This window comes from Flavobacterium plurextorum (assembly GCF_002217395.1).
GTDB classification, from domain to species: domain Bacteria; phylum Bacteroidota; class Bacteroidia; order Flavobacteriales; family Flavobacteriaceae; genus Flavobacterium; species Flavobacterium plurextorum.
The window spans coordinates 236,510-255,337 of record NZ_MUHD01000027.1; the positions used below are offsets into that span (position 1 = coordinate 236,510).

23 protein-coding genes are annotated in these 18,828 nt (G+C 32.6%); 2 read left to right on the top strand and 21 right to left on the bottom strand.

The genetic code is table 11. The features are described 5' to 3' along the window. The first annotated feature begins 251 nt into the window (after positions 1-251). Both B0A81_RS14755 and B0A81_RS14760 read left to right on the top strand, forming a co-directional pair. A complete protein-coding gene (locus B0A81_RS14755; RefSeq protein ID WP_089058748.1) occupies positions 252-2,399 on the top strand; it encodes a cation:proton antiporter in 2,148 nt (715 codons plus the stop codon). A 28-nt stretch (positions 2,400-2,427) separates the two neighbouring features. Then, positions 2,428-3,171, top strand: a complete 744-nt coding sequence (locus tag B0A81_RS14760) for a DUF2625 domain-containing protein (protein ID WP_199170238.1) — start codon at positions 2,428-2,430, stop codon at positions 3,169-3,171. Between the two features lie 6 nt (positions 3,172-3,177). Here B0A81_RS14760 and B0A81_RS14765 read toward each other — a convergent pair whose 3' ends face one another. From B0A81_RS14765 to lpdA, 21 genes are all read right to left on the bottom strand, one after another. After that, a complete protein-coding gene (locus tag B0A81_RS14765) occupies positions 3,178-3,858 on the bottom strand; it encodes a 2'-5' RNA ligase family protein (RefSeq protein ID WP_089058749.1) in 681 nt (226 codons plus the stop codon). A 6-nt stretch (positions 3,859-3,864) separates the two neighbouring features. Further along, on the bottom strand, positions 3,865-4,233 hold the full coding sequence (locus B0A81_RS14770; protein WP_089058750.1) for an iron chaperone: 369 nt from the start codon (positions 4,231-4,233) through the stop codon (positions 3,865-3,867). A 283-nt stretch (positions 4,234-4,516) separates the two neighbouring features. Further along, on the bottom strand, positions 4,517-4,984 hold the full coding sequence (locus B0A81_RS14775; protein ID WP_089058751.1) for an SRPBCC family protein: 468 nt from the start codon (positions 4,982-4,984) through the stop codon (positions 4,517-4,519). An 85-nt stretch (positions 4,985-5,069) separates the two neighbouring features. Beyond that, complete coding sequence (locus B0A81_RS14780) at positions 5,070-5,651, bottom strand: LOG family protein (protein ID WP_089058752.1); 582 nt, start codon at positions 5,649-5,651, stop codon at positions 5,070-5,072. A gap of 183 nt (positions 5,652-5,834) precedes the next feature. Next, entirely contained in the window at positions 5,835-6,365 is a 531-nt protein-coding gene (locus tag B0A81_RS14785) for a GNAT family N-acetyltransferase (RefSeq protein WP_089058753.1), read from the bottom strand. A gap of 41 nt (positions 6,366-6,406) precedes the next feature. Next, positions 6,407-6,937, bottom strand: a complete 531-nt coding sequence (locus tag B0A81_RS14790) for a GNAT family N-acetyltransferase (RefSeq protein WP_089058754.1) — start codon at positions 6,935-6,937, stop codon at positions 6,407-6,409. Positions 6,938-6,958: 21 nt separating this feature from the next. Continuing rightward, entirely contained in the window at positions 6,959-8,062 is a 1,104-nt protein-coding gene (locus B0A81_RS14795) for an MBL fold metallo-hydrolase (RefSeq protein ID WP_089058755.1), read from the bottom strand. Positions 8,063-8,357: 295 nt separating this feature from the next. Next, entirely contained in the window at positions 8,358-8,777 is a 420-nt protein-coding gene (locus B0A81_RS14800) for a DUF1801 domain-containing protein (protein ID WP_089058756.1), read from the bottom strand. 70 nt (positions 8,778-8,847) lie between these two features. Beyond that, positions 8,848-9,216, bottom strand: a complete 369-nt coding sequence (locus B0A81_RS14805) for a nuclear transport factor 2 family protein (RefSeq protein WP_089058757.1) — start codon at positions 9,214-9,216, stop codon at positions 8,848-8,850. Between the two features lie 82 nt (positions 9,217-9,298). Further along, entirely contained in the window at positions 9,299-9,514 is a 216-nt protein-coding gene (locus B0A81_RS14810; protein WP_089058758.1) for an ArsR family transcriptional regulator, read from the bottom strand. A 10-nt stretch (positions 9,515-9,524) separates the two neighbouring features. Then, positions 9,525-9,938 carry a hypothetical protein gene (locus tag B0A81_RS14815; RefSeq protein WP_089058759.1) on the bottom strand — a complete coding sequence of 138 codons (414 nt, stop codon included), beginning with the start codon at positions 9,936-9,938 and terminating at the stop codon, positions 9,525-9,527. 33 nt (positions 9,939-9,971) lie between these two features. Beyond that, positions 9,972-10,457, bottom strand: coding sequence for an SRPBCC family protein (locus tag B0A81_RS14820; protein WP_089058760.1), 486 nt, complete (start codon positions 10,455-10,457; stop codon positions 9,972-9,974). A gap of 150 nt (positions 10,458-10,607) precedes the next feature. Next, the gene (locus B0A81_RS14825; protein WP_089058761.1) at positions 10,608-11,069 is read right to left on the bottom strand and encodes a cbb3-type cytochrome c oxidase subunit I; all 462 of its coding nucleotides are present in this window, start codon (positions 11,067-11,069) and stop codon (positions 10,608-10,610) included. A gap of 27 nt (positions 11,070-11,096) precedes the next feature. Next, complete coding sequence (locus B0A81_RS14830; protein WP_089058762.1) at positions 11,097-11,486, bottom strand: DUF1801 domain-containing protein; 390 nt, start codon at positions 11,484-11,486, stop codon at positions 11,097-11,099. A gap of 10 nt (positions 11,487-11,496) precedes the next feature. After that, positions 11,497-11,919: a GNAT family N-acetyltransferase gene (locus tag B0A81_RS14835; protein WP_089058763.1), complete on the bottom strand. Its 423-nt coding sequence runs from the start codon at positions 11,917-11,919 to the stop codon at positions 11,497-11,499. A gap of 20 nt (positions 11,920-11,939) precedes the next feature. After that, the gene (locus tag B0A81_RS14840) at positions 11,940-12,620 is read right to left on the bottom strand and encodes a DUF4919 domain-containing protein (protein ID WP_089058764.1); all 681 of its coding nucleotides are present in this window, start codon (positions 12,618-12,620) and stop codon (positions 11,940-11,942) included. Positions 12,621-12,848: 228 nt separating this feature from the next. Then, complete coding sequence (locus B0A81_RS14845) at positions 12,849-14,297, bottom strand: DUF1214 domain-containing protein (protein ID WP_089058765.1); 1,449 nt, start codon at positions 14,295-14,297, stop codon at positions 12,849-12,851. A gap of 408 nt (positions 14,298-14,705) precedes the next feature. Further along, on the bottom strand, positions 14,706-15,197 hold the full coding sequence (locus B0A81_RS14850) for a TPM domain-containing protein (RefSeq protein ID WP_089058766.1): 492 nt from the start codon (positions 15,195-15,197) through the stop codon (positions 14,706-14,708). 143 nt (positions 15,198-15,340) lie between these two features. Next, positions 15,341-16,087 (bottom strand): DUF2314 domain-containing protein, encoded by a 747-nt coding sequence (locus B0A81_RS14855; RefSeq protein ID WP_089058767.1) that lies wholly within the window; start codon positions 16,085-16,087, stop codon positions 15,341-15,343. A 251-nt stretch (positions 16,088-16,338) separates the two neighbouring features. Next, on the bottom strand, positions 16,339-17,013 hold the full coding sequence (locus B0A81_RS14860; protein WP_089058768.1) for a carbonic anhydrase: 675 nt from the start codon (positions 17,011-17,013) through the stop codon (positions 16,339-16,341). A 220-nt stretch (positions 17,014-17,233) separates the two neighbouring features. Then, positions 17,234-18,622, bottom strand: a complete 1,389-nt coding sequence (lpdA, locus tag B0A81_RS14865; RefSeq protein ID WP_089053238.1) for a dihydrolipoyl dehydrogenase — start codon at positions 18,620-18,622, stop codon at positions 17,234-17,236. Positions 18,623-18,828 lie beyond the last annotated feature (206 nt).

Below are 18,828 nucleotides of genomic sequence, written 5' to 3' on the forward strand. Positions count from 1 at the left end.
ATTTTGTTAAAAAAGATATTAAATTTTAATAATTTGACAAGGAACTAAATTTAATTAGTTAATATAAGACTTTATTAAAGAGTTTAGTAATTTTTTTTAGGTATTTTTGTAATAGCTGCAGGTGTAAAAACAATATGTTTTCACTTTCAAAAAAAATAAAATTAAGCATAACTTCAGGTAAAATTATTCTAATTTAAAAGACTCCTTTTACAAAAAAATTAAAATACCACAATGAAGATTAAAATTACAATATGATAGAATTTTTCAAGCATTTTTTACAAGAATTCGAATTACCGCTCAGTAACCCAGTATTGATTTTTTCGTTGATACTTTTTATTATTCTGTTGTCTCCCATTTTACTAAAAAAAATAAATATTCCGGGTATCATAGGTCTAATCATTTCTGGAGTAATCATTGGGCCGCACGGACTTAATATACTTGCAAAGAATTCAGCAATTGATTTGTTTTCGACCATAGGACTTTTATATATTATGTTTATTGCGGGTTTAGAATTGGATATGAACGAGTTCAAAGCCAATCGTAATAAGAGTTTATTATTTGGTTTTTTTACTTTTATTCTGCCGCTTTCAGTCGGTTTTCCCGTTTGCTTTTACCTTTTAAAATATGATTTTAATGCGAGTTTTTTAACAGCGAGTATGTTTGCAACACACACTTTGGTTGCATATCCTATTGTAAGTAAGCTGGGCATTGCAAAAAATCAAGCAGTTGCCATAACAGTTGGAGGAACGATTTTAACAGATACCGCCGTTTTAATTATTCTTGCGGTAATTATGGGAAGCGCTCAAGGAAGTTTAAATCAAGCTTTTTGGATAAAACTTGGAGTTTCGCTGGCCATTTTTTCAGCCATTATGTTTTTAGTGATTCCGAGAATTGCGAAATGGTTTTTCAAAAAATTAGAAAGTGAAAAACACGCCCATTATATTTTTGTACTTTCAGTAGTTTTCTTTGCGGCATTTTTGGCAGAAGTAGCAGGAGTAGAGCCTATTATTGGTGCTTTCGTTGCTGGTTTGGCACTGAATCCTTTAATTCCGCATTCGTCCGCTTTAATGAATAGAATTGAATTTATTGGAAACTCATTATTTATTCCGTTTTTCTTGATTTCTGTGGGAATGCTTGTTGATATAAGCGTGATTTTAAGTGGACCAACAGCTTTAATTGTTGCAGCAACTTTGAGTGTTGTGGCTATTTTTGGAAAATGGATTGCCGCCTTTTTTACTCAAATTGTTTTTAAATATACAAAGACTGAGAGACAGCTTATTTTTGGATTAAGCAGTGCACATGCCGCCGCAACTCTGGCCGTAATTTTAGTAGGTTTTAAAGCTAAAATTCTTGATGAGAATATTTTGAACGGAACCATTATTCTAATTTTAATTACTTGCATCGTTGCTTCATTTGCCACTGAAAAAGCAGCTAAGAAAATTGCCATTTGCGAAGAAGAAGTTTCTACTGAAGATGCAGATAAAGATCAAATATTAGACGAACATATTTTGATTCCGCTCGCTAAAACTTCGGCGACAGCCAGTTTATTAGATTTTGCACTTTTAATAAAAGACAAAAAATCGGCTAATCCAGTTACACTTTTAACCATTGTTCCTAATAATGATCAAGCCGAAAAAAATATTTTAAAGTATCGAAAAGCTGTAGATAAATTTGTAATTCAGGGTTCAGCTTCTGAGGTTAAGATTAATACGATTGCCAGAATTGATCACAATCCTGCAAGTGGTATTGCAAGAACTTCTAAAGAAATTATGTCGGATATTGTGATTGTGGGCTGGCCGAGAAAAACAGGATTTTTAGATAAAATTTTTGGAGAAAATGTAGATTCAATTATCAATAATGTCGATAAAAGTCTATTCATCTGCCGTTTTCAAAAAACATTTATAGAAGATAAAAGATTGGTATTTATTTGTCCGCCATTTTCAGAAAGAGGTGTAGGTTTTCAGCTTTTATTACAGAAAATTTCAAGATTATCGCAAGAACTAAGTATTCCAATTGTAATTTACGCGGAATATAAAACGCATCAAACCATTCAGCAGATAGCCAATAGTTTGAAGCTAAATGCTAAATTCGGCTTTAAAAGTATTTTAGATTGGGATAATTTTGAAGCGATTTCAGACGAAATAAAACCAAACGACTTAATTGTTTTTAATTTGTCTAGAAAAGGTTCTGTATCGTATCAGTCTATTTTTGAGAGACTTCCTCAGAAATTCGAAAAATTCTTCGGAGACAATAATATTATTTTAGTTTATCCGCAGGATGATCGAAAAGAAAGTTCTATGGACGCTTACGAAGATTTTACTGCAACTCCGTTAACCAAAAGTTTGGAAGCAATTGAGCAGATTGGACGTGGTTTGGGAAGTATTTTGAAGAAAAATTAGGCAATTTTTAAAGTTATAAATCACATAGATGACACGAAATTTTCTATTAATTATAATGATAGGTTTTACTTACATGGTAAGTGCACAGAACAAAATGAAAAAAGCAGAAGAACTTATAGATAAAGCAGATCCAGGCTGGGTGGTTGTTGAAGATTGGATTAAAACGGCAAAAAATAAAGTGGAGATTTTACCAGTCGATCCCGTAAAAGCTAAAGAAACTTTATATAAAACTCAAGTTACTACGCGTTCGACTATGGGAGCGGTTGTTTTTATGACTGGCGGTATTTTAGTTGACAATGGCTGGATTCGAATTTTGGGCTCGGGAAATTCAAGATTTAATAGAACATTACCAGATTGGAATAAAGGAAAATCGTTTAATGAATTTGGCGAAACGCCTTCGTTTTTATTAATTGCTGATGATGCAATTGGCGGGTTTTATTTATTGAATGGCGGCGGATTAGGAAATGATTTAGGGAAGATTTATTATTTTTCGCCTGATAATTTAGAATATGAACCGCTCGATATTACTTATTCAGAGTTTTTAGGTTTTTGTTTTAATAATGATTTGGATAAATTCTATGAAGGAAATCGCTGGAATGGATGGCGTGAAGATGTTTCGAAATTAAAAGGCGACGAGGTATTTAATTTTTACCCTTTTCTTTGGACAGCTGAAGGAAGTGATATCAATAAAAGCACACGAAAAATTATTCCAATTCAAGAACAGTACAGCTTAAATTTAGAATTGCGAAAACAACTTGGTTTTCAGCAGTAAAAAACTTTATACGTCAAAGTCTTTCAAGTGAATTGTGTTTCTTTCTCTTTGGTACCAATCGTTAAAGACTAATTCTAGTTTTTCAACTTTAAATATTCCAAAATTGTAATCGCGAAACTCCTCTGTAACTTCAATTAGTTTTTCGGGATTTACAAGTTTTTCTGTAAAACGCATTACCGTCGAATGTGCTGTAGAAATAGAATATCGGCTGTCGATACTTTGCTCTAAAGCTGTGTTTTTGAAGTTTTCTCGAAGTTTATTTCTTAAAGCAGTCAGAGATTCATCTGAAGGAAAACCTTGAATCATTATTGCTGAATTTGAAGCTGTAACGCCTCGAAATTCGATGGTGATTTCGTCTAAATTTATTATACTTTGCTGAACAGTTTTGATGTATTCTTCAACTGCAATTTTATCTAAATTGAAACCTTGATAGCATGAAATAATAGAGAGTACAGTAATATGAATATCAGAGTTTGGATAGTAATACTGAGCTGGTTCAACTGCTTTTAAATGGTTTAAAAACTGCTGAATTTCGGCATTGACTTTTTTGCTTGGACGAGCAAGAAGTGTAATTCCAAATCTAGAATCTGAACTGTCCTTAATATGAGAATCTAGATTATATTTCCCGCTTAAAATTGCTTCTGCAGCTGTTTTGTAAAGTTGATTGTAGTGTTCTGCTAAATTCATTTAGATTTATTTCTTTTTCGCTTTTTCAAGATTTTCTTTTACTCTAAATTTTACAATTTTAGCAATCATATCGTACGGTATTTTTTCTTTTAAAGGAAACTGAACAGAACCTTTTCCTGATTTATATTTTGAAAGTTCCGATGCAAAATTTTCATGTCCGCTAGGTAATGCATATAAACCGATATGATTTTTAAAAGCGGCAAAATAAACCAGGATTCCATTTTGCTCAAAAGCAGGCATCGAATAACTGATTTTTTCTTTGGCATCCGGCGCTGCTTTCTGAATTGTCATTCGAACTTTTTCTAAGATTTCCTGAACATCATTAGGAAATCCACCAATATATTCGTCGATATTCTCGGGTTTCTTTGTTTCCATTTGGAGTGAAATTAATTTAAAGTTGTTTTCTTTTTAATCTTGCGAAGCCGCAAAGATTTTCTCATTTTCTGTCATTTCGACGAAGGAGAAATCGTAAAAGAGATTCCGTTCCAATATTCACCAATCGTTGTCGAGTTTCGAGTATGGCTTGCTTCGCCAGTTCGCTATCGCTCGAGTCTCCTTCGTCGAAATGACATAATTGGGCGTTATTTTTTTTCGTTTATAAAAAAAACTGCAGCAAGTTTTGCCTAAACCTTTGCGCACTTTGCGGTTAAATAAAGTTTTATGCCAATCCTTTTGGAAAACGATCCAAAACCAAATTCAATTCTAAATTATGCTCTAAATACGCTTTTGCTCCAGCTAAGACTAACGTAAAACCTTCGGTTGAATTGCGAACTTGATCGATTATTTTATCAGTATCTCCCTCAAAACCTGAATTTGTAATACTTACAAAAGTCTCATTTTCGTTCAATGGCGTAAAAATCCATTCGACTAAAGTTGTTTCTCCAGAATTTCCCCATTCGACAACGATCTTTTTATTTTCTTCTAAAATAAGAGTTTTTACAAAAAGTGAAAAGTCATACATTTCCCATGTCCATTCGGTTTCAGTATTTTCTTTTAATTTGGCAGATCCTTTTGTAAACCAAAATTTACTTGTGATTTTTGGATCAATAAAAGCCTGAAAAACTTCTGAAATAGGTTTTCTAATCAGCATTTCGGCTTTTGCGAAGTTGTTATGTTCTGTTTTCATGTTTTTTGAAGTTATAAGCTGCGAGTTGTGCACGAATAATAGATTGACGAGTATTGATTGATTTTAAAAGCATTTAGCTTATAATTTACAATTGTTCTTTGTCAATCCATTTACCAACTGTTGGCGGAACGTAATTTCTCATTTTATTTAATAAATCCTCAATATTATCGCTTACTAAAAGCATTTTCTGATTTACATCTTTTAGCAAACCTTTTTCGACCATGCCTTTCAGAAGTTCAATTAAACTATCATAAAATCCATTAATGTTCAAGATTGCAATTGGTTTTTTATGCAGGCCTAATTGTGCCCAAGTCAGCATTTCGAAAAGCTCTTCTAGAGTTCCAAAACCACCTGGAAGTGCAATTACTCCATCACACAAATCATTCATTTTTGTTTTACGCTCGTGCATGCTTTCAACTAAAATTAATTCGGTTAAACCATGATGAGCGATTTCTTTAGACCTTAAAAAATTTGGAAGAACTCCAATTACTTTTCCGCCTGCGTTTAAAGCTCCATCTGCAACAGCACCCATTAAGCCTACATTTGCGCCGCCGTAAACTAATTCTATATTTTGTTCGGCTAAAGTTTTTCCTAAAGCATTCGCCTGTTCTTCATAATTTTTTTCGGTGCCAAAGCTTGAAGCGCAGAAAACGGTAATTCTTTTCATTGTATTTTTTTTTTTTGAAAGTGAAGATGTGGGATGTAAGATGTGAGGATGTGAGGATGTGAGATGTAAGATGTAAGATGTGAAAATGTGAGATGTGAGAAGCAAGAAGCAAGAAGCAAGATGTAAGATACTTGATTAGGAAGATATTTTATGTTTGATATATTGCTTCTCACATCTTACATCTCATATTTTACTTTTCTTCAATTCATATTCAAAATACGGTACTTCTACATTATTAATGTTAAATAGGATATCATTTATTTTTTCTGCTCCTAGTTTTAAAACGGCTTTTTGAGAGCGGAAATTTTCTGCTCCAACGTGAAAAAGAATTGAATCGACGTGCTGAAAAGCATAATCTGTCAATAATTTTTTGATTGAGCTATTGTAAGAACTTCCCCAATATTTTCTTGAAATAAAAGTATAGCCAATTCCAACGTTTGATTTTTCGGGATTGTAATCATAAAAGCTAGTAGTTCCTATTATCTCATTGGTTTGTTTATCAAGAATTAAGAACGGATTTTTTGTACTTATGATTTCAAAGAAAGTTTTAAAACCTTCTTTTTCGTATCGGTTTTTTACAGGATTCTGTTCCCAAATCAGCGGGTCAGAAGCAGCTTCAAATAATGCTTCAAAATGATTTTCCTGCAGCGGAATCAATTTTGTGAGTTCATTTTCTAAAATATCGGGTTGTAAATTGAAGTTTGATGTTGTCATTTTTAGTTTTTTTCAGGAGGTTAATTAAGTTGGACAGGATTTTATGAAATAACAGGTAATCTAAAGCCAAATACAGCTAGTTCTCCCTGCATAAAATCTAAATCTTCAGATCTTTTAAAACCAATATTTTCATACATCTTCCAAGCTGTTTTCATGGAAAGAGTAGAATGAATTATTAGTTGTTTTCGATTGTTTTCAGAAGTTTTTTTTATGCATTCCTGTGTCAAAAGTTTGCCAATTCCTTTTCCGCGTGCATTATTGTCAACGCCTAACAAACGAAATCCTGCCGAGTTTTGTTCTTGAGTTGCAATTCCGCCAGAGCCGTAATATTGCATATCATTAAAGTAAACAACAGCTCCTAGAATTGTATTTTTTTCATCAACAGCTACAAGAAGTTCAGTTTCTGGGTATTTTGTGAAATCGCCAATATTGGCCAGCATTTTATAATAATTGGGCTGTTCATTTTCTTTTGGAAAACCTTCTAGTTGTGAATAAACCTGAATTAATAGTTGTCCTATTTTTTCAAATTCTAAAGGAACGGCATTTCGAATTATATAGTTTGAGGTATTCATGTTTTTTGAATTGATACTAATTTAATTTATTCCGTGCCACCATTGTTTAAATTCTTGCTTTTCATTTTTCAATTCCACTATTTCTCCAATTATAGGTGTAATTAACGGAATTGGATTTTTATGTAAACGATTCAATTCTGTTACTTTTTTCAAAGGCTCGTCCCACGCGTGAAGCGCTAAGGCGAATTTTGAAGAATGAACAGGAAAAACTCTTTTTGCTTTTAAATCGTGCATCGCTTTTATGACATCTTCGGGCATATTATGAATGTATTTCCAGTTTTTATTGTACTGCCCGTTATCGATTAAAGCAATGTCAAAAGGACCGAATTTTTGACCAATTTCAGCAAAATGAGAATCGTAACCGCTGTCACCGCCCAAATATATTTTGAAATCTTTGGTTTCTAAAACAAAAGAAGTCCAAAGCGTGTTGCAGCGCGTAAAACTTCGACCAGAAAAATGTCTGGATGGCGTGGTGTGAAGTATTATGTTTTCATCAAGTTCTATTTTTTCATACCAGTCTTTCTCAATAATATTTTCTTTCTGAAATCCCCAATATTCAAAATGCGAACCTACACCAAGCGCTGTGATTACTTTTTTTGTTTTTGCTTTTAATTTTAGAATCGTTTCGTAGTCTAAATGATCGTAATGATCGTGTGTAATCAATAAATAATCAATTTCCGGCAGATCGTCAACGGTATAGATATCTGTTCCTTTAAAAGCTTTTGTTGTGCCCGAAATAGGAGAGGCGTTTCCGCTGAAAACAGGATCTATCAAAAAACGTTTGCCTTCTAATTGAATAAAATAGGAGGAATGTCCAAACCAAGCTAATACATCTTGATTAACTGGAATTTGGTGTAAATTAGTCTTAATGGAAGGGATTAAATCGGCAGGAATTTTTCTCTCTACTTTTTTGAAGAAGAATTCATAAGAAACCGAAAAGTAATTAGCTCCTTCAGCAAGATCTGGCGTAAAGTTTTGATTTTCGAATTTTCCGTTTTTATACTGTGGAGATTTTTGGATTAAAGCCAGTCTTTCTCCTGAAGGCTTTTTTCCAAATTTTGGATGCCGCAGAAAATTATATGCTAGAAGTGCTAATACAAAAAGTAGAATTATGAGTGTTACCATTTTTTAAGAATTGCGGTATTTGTTGGTTACGGATATATTTATAATAGTAGTTTCATGATATAGTTAAAAACTAAGGTTATGGCAATAATAAATACTAATAATAAACTGGAATAAAGTCTAATATTTGGAAAACCGTTATAATCTTTCGATTCCTTAAGATGCAGGTATATTTTTTTGCGTTTATAAAAACAGTAAACAAAGGTTATAATGATACTTACAAAAACGATACTCTCAAATGCAAAACGATCATTTAGATGCTGTGAACTGTTTTCGGGTAAAACGGGATTCATTTTTTCTATTTTGTTGGATATAAATTTTGAACTTCTTTAATTGAAAGCAGAATAATCTTTTTTAAAATTTCGATGTCAATATCAGTTAGTTTTTTGATGTAAATACATGCTTTTGATGATTTATGTTTTCCTAGTTTTGTGAGTTCTTTTTCGGTATTTTCAGATAAGAAAAAATAAACTGTTGTTGCGGATTTTCTTGGAGAAAAAGCGGCCAAAGGAGCATCGCCTTCATGTCCGCTGGCGTATTTATAATGATACGATCCAAAACCTATAATGCTTGGTCCCCACATTTTAGGTTCAAAACCAGTTATTTGCTGCATTATTTTAATAAGCTCAAAAGCATCATTTCTTTTTGCTTCGTCTTCAACTGTGTTTATAAAATCAGTAACGCTGCTTTGAGTTTCTGTAGTTTTATTTTTTGCCATTGTCTCTTTTTTTGAACTTTATTTTAAGTTTCCGTTTTATGATTTACTTAAAACTGCAACTGTAAGCGAATTAAAACATTCCATTTTCGTTAATAGTTTCAGTGGGAATTGATTGTCCTAAATCCCATAGTTCGATAATTTTGTCAGCTTTGAATTTTAAAATATGAACTACTGCAAAACCTATATCTATTGGAGTTTGTTTTAAATGCGAATGTACCGCAACTAATTTTTCGTCTTCTAAAATATGATGAATTTTAAAAATTTTGTTAGGGTTTGTCCTTGCCGATTCTTCCATTGCCAGCATTAAAGTGTCGGCATCACCTTTAAAATAAGCATTGTGATGTTTAAATTTTTTGTCCACATAAAGTCGAAATGCTTCGTGTGAGTGACCGCCAGCCGCAAGTTTTAAAAAATTTTGCGCGATTTCTTTCCTAGTCATGATATTTTGATTAACAGCTAACTAAGTTATGAAATTTAGAAAGATAATTTAAAGGAAATAAAAACGGATTTTAAAGAACGTGCTATTCGTTTTCAGGTTTTATCTGACTGAGGTCAATGTCTAGTTTTGCAAATTCGGTTAAGCCCAAATCTGTAATATAGAAATGTTTGTCAGCTGGATTCTTTTTTGCAATCCAGCCTTTTTCTGCAAAGGTTACAGCAACCAATTGACCGAGTTTTCCACCAATATGTTCGTAACACATTTTTGCTGGTTTTATTTGCGTTGTTTTCTCGCTCATTTCTTCAAATTTAGGATTTCTTAGAAACTAACTTTAATGCTAAATAAGTCATTGGGATATAAGCAAAAACTAAATCGACAATTGTAAACCATATTGGAGATGGTAAAGAACAAACACTTACAATTCCTCCTAATAAAAAGAAACCTCCAATAACAAAGGCTAATTTTGTTTTATGATTTGCAGCGATTAAAGCTGTTGTTAATGCGCCTGCAAAGGTTCCAAGAGCATGTGCCAGGAAAGGAAATAGAAAATGTTTGGGTTCAAATAAATGCATGGTGGCTTGTAGACCTTCCATTGTCGTATTGTCTGCTCCATTTGGAGGCGGAATAATAGAACCGCTGACTAAAATAATACTCATATTAACAACACTTCCAACAAAAAGGCCGGCAATAACGGCAAGTATATTTCTCAAAATAGGATTCATAGATTCAGGTTTTGTATCACGAATTTATGAAATTTATTTAGATGATAGTTTCTTTTCGTTTTCAGTTTGAGGTTTTCCCGCTGCATTGGGTTCGCCTTTGCCTGTTGTGATTAATTTTTTTAAGCTGTTTTGTATATAATTTGTCCAAGCATCTTGACAGATTTCAAAACATTCGTATTCTGGAACTAAACCAAAATGAGTAAAACGAAGTTCTGTTTTTCCATTTTTTTCTGAAATCTCAAAAGTAGGTTTCGTGTTCGTCCATTCCGTTTTGTCTTCCGTGAATTTAAAGTAGTTTTTCTCAATCAGCCAAACGATTTTTTGATTGGGAATTACTTCAATTAATTTTACTTTGCAACGATGAATATCTTCGAAATGATAGTCAAATTCATCATTTAATTTTGCTGTATTTCCTTCAATTTCCTGCGACCACCAATTACGAACATTGGTAACAGCGTTAAAAACTTCTTCTGGAGATTGATCGACTGCTATTGTTGTGGTAAAATCTGCTGCACTCATAATTATTAATTTTTAAAAAGTTGAACATCAAAGTTATTGTTTAAAAATCAATATGTTAGGGTGTTTAAAAGACATTTTTAAGGGGTGTTTCAGACAGAGCAGATTTAGATTTTAGATTTTGGTGTTTTAGATTTTTGAAAGTACTTCTGCTTACTTTTTTCTAATGAGTCCAATTAATAAGTTGATAATATATACAGGTATGCCAACAAAAGTAATTACCAATAATTCTAGAACTAAAGTCGAGTTTAATAATTGATAATCACTAAGGAATGAAGGGAATTCGGGTTTTTGCAGAAACAATTTACCATAGATTAAAGCGATCCAATAAATTACAAAACTCCCAATAAAAATTAGAGAATGAAGTATAGTTAAAGATTTTACAAGCTGTTTTTTGAATACTTTTTGAACAAGCCAATAACCAAATCCCATTATAAAATAGCAAATAAATAAAAAGATAGTACTGTCAAAATTACGTACTACATAATAAGTATCGTGAATATTGATATCTAGATTAGAAGTAGGATTATCGTTATTCTGAACGAATCCGATAATTAAAATTAACAAGGAAACGATCCAAAATAGATGATAGACTTTTATTTTTTTGAAGTTCATGTTTAGTGATAGTGGTTGTTTGTCGTTTTATTTTAAACGAATTAAAACTCCTTTGCGTTTTACGATATTTTTATAATCCCATTGAATGTCTTTAGATTTTTCGAGCCATCGTCTTAAGTCATCGAGATTTATTTGCGTGACGTCCGTATATCGAGCTTCGGCGGCTTTAAAACTTCCTTCGTTTTGCAGTGCAGGTTCTTCAAATGATTGTCCGCTCCAAAATAAAAGCCTTACAGAATCTTTTAGTTTGCTGTACCCTACAATTGGATTCCCGTCTAAAAACCAAACGGGATGCCGATGCCAGATCTTGTTTTCGGCTTCAATCAGGCAGGAACTAATTTCTGCATATAAAAGATCACTTATTTTTTTGTCTTCGATGTTTTGAGAATCATTATAGGATTGAATTTCTGGATTCATTGTTTTTTGTTTATTTTTTCAGCTCAAATAAAATATAAGTTCCGTTTTCAGATTGTCCTTTTCTTTTTTCGATGAAGCCTTTTCGTTTATAAAAGTCAACGGCTTTTAGATTATTTTCTAAACATTTTAAAGTAAGGGGAATTTTAGTTTTTGAGATTACTGCTTTTAACAGCTTGGAAGCAATACCTTTATTTTGATGTTTATGATGGATATATAAATGATGTATAAAATTAGTAGGCGTCCAGATCGAAATAAATCCTATAGGAATATCTTCGTGAAGCGCCGCTAAAATTAATTCGCCTTGCGTATGTTTTTCGAAATCGTCCAGTTGAAAATCTGAGGTATTAAGCCATGTAAAAGTTAGTTTTCTTTCCTCTAAAAATAAGTTTCTTAGTGCTTCATAATCTTTGTTTCGAACTTCTATTATTTCCATTTTATTGTAAATTCACGCTTTTACCTCAAAACTTTTGATTCATTTTCGAGCATTTTTTCGATATTAAAATAAATGCCATCAACTTGATATTTGCCTTTTTCAAAGCTCAAATAATCACAATGATCGATTAAAGATTGTGATTTGCTTTCTAGTTCGAAAACATTAAGCAATACATATTCATGTTCTACAAGAAGGACATGAAATCCTGTCTGACATTGTTTTCCGTCACCGGAAGATAAAATAGTATTCATGATGCTGTGAAACTTAAAAGAAGCAATTTTTGAATTTACTTCATCGCCTTTTAAGTGATAAGTATAGGCGAGAAGATTAAGCTGTTTAAGATCAAATGGAAATTCGCTTAAAGTATTATTAATTAGTTTGATAATTTCATCATAATCTTTATTCTCCAACTTTTCTTTACCATAAATTTCATTTAGTTTTTTTTCATTTGGAGATTTCCAAAAAGCATTGTATTTGGGTTGAAAAACGTAACCAAAATACAAATGGTTAAAATCATCATGCGTTAGCAAAGTATCGTTTTTCATTAATCGCTCCATTAATTGAGGATAATAAAATGCCGATTTTTTGTCTTGAATTTCTTTTTCAATGGCTTTGTAATCCGGAATTTTGAATCCTTGATCTTGAGCAATAGCTTTTGTTCCCAATACTAAAACTGTCAATAAAATTATTTTTTTTATCATGATTTGAGATTTAGATTTCATTATTCAATTTAATGTTTTCAGGTTTGAGCGGGTCACTTATTTTTATCTTTTATTTCTAGGTTTTCAATAAAAATTATTAGACTTGAAAGACAGTTTTTTTAAATCAAATAAAAGAAAAAAAACGGTACGTGAGTCAAATATGTACTAAAAGAAAATCTGATCTGTTTGAACAGATCAGATTTTGATCAGGGAATATTTTAGTTTTCGTTATTTAACTTTTTCTAGATCAGTTAATTTCCAGCTTTGATCACGTAAGGCAGGTGTTGGCCCATAGAAGCGAGTTAATATTTCGAACTTGCCTTTAGGATCTGTTGGAACCCAATTTGACTCACCGCTTGCAGGCGGATTTGGACCAAAATATAAATCGACAGAACCATCGCTATTTGTTTTTAATCCTGGACTTTGTGAGGAGCGTCCTGCACGTTTTTGGTTTCGAATAAAGGTGTGCGTGTCTCTATTGTAAACGGTCATTGACCAGTATTGTTTTACAGGAACATTTGCAGGAACATTTACTTTATAGGTGCTGTTACCGTCTAGATCGTTACCATCTTTGTCTACAATCTGCATTAAATAAAATTGTGATTCTCCAAGATGTTTGGCACTAAAAAAAGCGATCATGTAGCAAACTGCTCTATTATCGATAGGATAAATTTCGGAGATAGAATATTCACTTTTTACGCTTTTAATATTGTCTTCGTCTGCAGGAAAAAACCAATGCGTGTCTTTGTAAAAAGGAGGTATGATTTCGTAATTATATAAAAGCCATTCTTTTGCTGTTTTTACGGCTTGTGTTAAAATTTCTTTAGTACGAGCGTCAGGAGCAAAAGACTTCCCTCTTTGAATACCTAGTGTTTTTAAAGGATCGATCATTACACGATCTCTTGTGAGCCAAGGTTCTGTTTGTACAATTGAATTTAATGTTTCATAAAAAGTATGATCATAGCGAATGTTTGAGTCGTATATTTCATTACTGGCATCGACAAAAACAGTTGTTGGGTTTTTGGAAGCTTCGCTGAGCGGATAAACTTTAATTCGTTTGGCGTAAGCTACTGCGGCTGCAACATCGGCAGCGCTGCCACTTTTTAATACAGAACGTAAAAGGGCATAACCTGTATAAGTATCAGATTGCAAAGGGATATAACCTGCAGGTATTTTACTTTTATCATAACCAGGAGGTAAAAAAAGATATTTTCCGCCTTTTCCTTTATCGACTCCGCCGGGACCAACATCCTCAAGTGCATTTTGCCAGTAGGTCATTATACTGCCATTAAAAATTCCATTGTCTGCTGGTGGAATTTCGAGCACAACAGGACCCGCTTTTTCTGTATTGAAAAAAGGCATTAAATAAATTACATCAGGATTTGGGGTCAGAGTTTGATTTTTCCAATCTAACAGTTTTGGCCAAATAACAACTTGATTGTAACTGCCGTTTATTTTTGCAAGTGCATTGTACATCAATTGAAAATTAACCGCTGGCATGCCCCATACTGCGGCTTCAACTGCACGTTGATACAAAATTTGTTCCTTAATATTTGCAGGTTTAAATTCTGTTCCTGCAGTATTTGAACTGTCGCTTTTCTCTGTATTACTGGTTTGATTATTATTGCAGGCTGTCAGGAGAAGTACTGACAAGAACGAAAGAAGGATTTTTTTCATAACATTAATTTATTTAGTGGATATAAATTTTATTATTTTAATTTTCAACATCCTGCAGATTAGTTTTAGCTAAAGCTGGTTCTAAAAAACTTAGAAGTTGAAAGTAATCTTTCTGCTTAATATTTATAAGAAATCAATGTTTCTTATGAAGAGGTAATAGTTGTAATTTATTTAGTAATCTAGCAAGCGCATTACTTAGTTTAGGGATCTTTTTTGAATTAAATTTATTGTTAAAATTATGAAAAAAAAGTATAGGTAAGTTGTTTTTTAAAATAAAATCATTAAAAATCAATTGTTTATGTTTTTTTGTTTGCCGAGGAGTGATGGAGTTTAGTGATTGCAAACAGGTTTAGTTTCTAATAAAAAATAATCCGATTTACTTTTGCAAATCGGATTATAGCTGAAATTTTATTCTAGTTGTTTAACGAGCTGAAGTGTACCTTCCTTTAGAGCTTTGTAATAATCGCCTTTTTTTAATTCTGGAATAAAATAGGCAGAGACAATATCTTTCATTTCTTGGTCGTTCATTTTAACTTGTATTTTATTGGTGCCTTGAACTTGAATTTGTCTTAATTGTTTGCTGATAATAATTAAAAGCGACGTATCTGTTTTTAATTTAGAAAGTAAATATTTGTCTAAATCTAATGAGTAATCGCTTAAATCGGTATACGGAGTTATGGAAGATACTGTTACAATTACAATTTTACTTTTAGTTTTTGTTTCACTGGATTTTAAAAATGTAGTTAAATCCTTGATTTGATTTGGCGTTAGAATTTTTTCGAAATCATTTACATAATCATACGAGGATGCAAAAATATTTTTAGTATCAGTTTTTGTTTGTGCAAAAATGTAATGAGGTAGAAAAAGAGAAATTGTTAGTAGGAATAATAATTTTTTCATTGCAGGTTTTGTTTTGGGAGCTGCAAAATTAGTACTTTATTATTGAAATCGGTTTCCAAATTGTTACCTTAAGTCAATATTTATTTTCGCGGAATAAAAAAATCCGATTGGTGTATAACAATCGGATTTTTAACTGTTTTACATTATAATAGAGGAATTAAATGTTCCCAGTTTAGCTGTTTTGCAAAATCTAGTGCAGTCTTTCCATTGTTAGTTTTAGCTTTAGTATCTGCTCCGGATTGCAGCAAAATTTCAACTGAGCTTTGATTTCCTGCGATTGTTTCGAGATGAAGAAAAGTATACCCTAATTCATCTTTTGAAGTAAGTTCATTAGGATTATTTTTTAAGAAATCAACAAGGCTGTCTTTCATGTTTTTGCTCATTGGATGTTCTACAAGGTTTTCTGGTTTTTCTTTTTGATCTGAAACAACCTGAATATCGCTGTAATCTCCAAATTCTAAACCCCAGGCTTTGTCGTGTTCTTTTCTTTCGTCTTCGCTCATCTCTGAACGCATTGCGTGTATCGTAAAGGCTCCGTAGGTTTTACCTTGAATAGCAAATAACCAATCGCTTATTTGGTTAACTGGTATTTGTACTTCGTCTCCATTGTTTACATTGGTTAATTCATCGGGCTGATTTACTAGAGTTCCATAAATAGTATCGCCGTCAAAATTGATATCGTTGATCCACATATGTTCGACTAGGATATCGTCATCTATTTCTTGAGTAAAAGCCAATTTTACACAAGCAACATCAAGTCCTGGAATTATACGGCGGTATTCCCAAGATAATTCTCTCCAGAAATATTTAAAGGTTTCTTGTGCTTTTTTGTGTGCTTCGATCATTTTTGGATTTTCTCCGTCGGCAAAGAATATTGATGTATTTTCCATTCTGTGTTATTTTAATTGTAATTGCGGGCTGTAAATATATTTTAACTCCAAGATAAAAAAAATCTTATAAACGGTTTAAATTTTAACAATAAAAAAACCGACCTGATCTTATGAAGTGAGTTGTTTAGACAAAGTTATTGTTCTTTTGATTGAAGAAAAAAACAATAGAGGAGGGTTTTTAAATTGGGCATAAAAAAAATCCGATTTGCTTTCACAAACCGGATTTTGATTTTTTACTGATAAAGTGTAAACTATAGTTTAACTACTTTTCCTGTATGAACATCGTATCTCATTGAAACAATTTGAACTTTGTGTTCTTTTACAATAGAATTGTCTTGTACAAGTTTGCTTGAATGTTTAATGTTTGCATTTATGGCGCCTAAATAATTGTCAGCTTTTGGTGTTACTTTATCAGCTTCTATTTCTTCGGTCTCGTTAGCGATTGTTTCTACAATATTATCAATATGGCTAAAATGTTTTTTGTATGCTCCATCTTTGTCATTAATGTAGGCTTTTACTGCGCCACATTCTGTATGGCCTAGAACTACAATTAGTTTAGTGTTTAAATGCTCAACGGCATATTCTATACTTCCCATATCAATATCTGAAATTAGATTTCCTGCATTACGTATTACGAATAAGTCACCAATTCCTTGATCAAAAAGTATTTCTGGTGATACACGGCTGTCTGAACAGGTAATAACAACTGCAAATGGTTTTTGTCCATCTTGATTTTCTAGAATTGTTTTTTTGTTTTGATGGGGATGTACAGAGTTTTCAGTTAAAAAGCGTTTGTTTCCTTCAGTAAGTTTTTCTAAAGAAGTTAAATCTTTATTTTCACTAGAATCTTTTTTTTGTTCTTCAGTATTTTTGCATCCAATAATAGATAAAAAGAGTATTAAAAGGATAGCAATTTTAGTTTTCATTTTTTCATTTTTTAAAATAATGCCAAAATTAGAGTATCGCTTTGTTGGGATATGCTAGGAAAAGTTTTTTTTATAACACTATAAATTATTTTTTAAAAGAGCTGAATGTTAGTGTTTGTATAGGTATTAAAAAAAAATCCGGTTTGCTTTCACAAACCGGACCTTTTTAAATTGAAAATAATATGTAACCAAAGAGATGCAAATGCGTCTCTGGTTATTTTTACAAGTGAATTACTTCGCCGTATGCATCAGCAACAGCTTCCATAACTGCCTCGCTCATTGTTGGGTGAGGGTGGATAGATTTAAGGATTTCATGACCTGTAGTTTCTAGTTTACGAGCTACAACTGCCTCAGCAATCATATCAGTAACACCAGCACCAATCATGTGACATCCTAACCATTCTCCGTATTTAGCATCAAAGATTACTTTTACGAATCCGTCAGCAGCACCAGCAGCTTTTGCTTTTCCTGAAGCTGAGAATGGGAATTTACCAATTTTTAATTCGTAACCTTTTTCTTTTGCTTGTTTTTCGGTTAAACCTACAGAAGCGATTTCTGGAGTTGCATAAGTACAACCAGGAACGTTTCCGTAATCGATTGGATCTACATGTAAACCTGCGATTTTTTCAACACAGTTAATTCCTTCAGCAGAAGCTACGTGAGCTAAAGCCTGCCCTGGAGTAACGTCTCCAATTGCATAATAACCAGGAATGTTAGTTGCGTTGTAAGCGTTTACTAAGATTTTATCTCTGTCAACAGCGATTCCAACTTCTTCTAAACCAATATTTTCGATGTTTGTTTTGATTCCAACTGCCGAAAGTACGATGTCAGCTTCAAGAATTTCTTCTCCTTTTGCTGTTTTTACAGTTGCTTTAACTCCGTTTCCTGTAGTATCAATTTTCTCTACAGAAGAGTTAGTCATGATTTTTACACCTGCTTTTTTCATAGAACGCTCCATTTGTTTAGAAACGTCTTCGTCTTCAACAGGAACAATGTTTGGCATAAATTCTACGATAGTAACTTCAGTTCCCATAGAGTTATAGAAGTGAGCGAACTCAACTCCAATTGCTCCAGAACCTACAATGATCATAGATTTTGGCTGAGTTGGCAACGTCATTGCTTGACGGTATCCAATTACTTTTACACCATCTTGAGGTAAGTTTGGAAGCTCACGAGAACGAGCTCCAGTTGCGATGATAATATGATCAGCGCTGTATTCAGTAACTTTATTGTCTTTATCTGTAACGTCAAGTTTTTTTCCTGGTTTTAGTTTTCCAAAACCTTCGATAACGTCAATTTTATTTTTCTTCATTAAGAATTGAACTCCTTTGCTCATTCCTTCAGCAACACCACGGCTTCTTTGAACAACTGCAGGGAAATCTTTATCAAATTCAGAAACTTTCAATCCGTAATCAGAAGCGTGCTTTAAGTAATCAAAAACCTGAGCTGATTTCAATAATGCTTTAGTTGGGATACATCCCCAGTTTAAACATACACCACCAAGATTTTCTTTTTCAACTACAGCTACTTTAAAGCCTAATTGTGATGCTCTAATTGCTGTAACATATCCGCCAGGACCACTTCCTAAAACAATAACGTCGTATTTCATTTTTTTGGTTTTTAGTATTTACTATCGAAAAGGAGGTTTATAATTCCGAAACTCACTTGCCGATTTTTTCTTTTGTTATTTGTGATTGCGAATTTAAGGAATTATTTTAAAAAACAGTAAGTTGTAAAAAGGGAAAATGTGAAAATGTGAAATGTGAGATGTAAAATGGTTGAGATTTAAAATTAAAAAGGTAAAATGTGAAATGT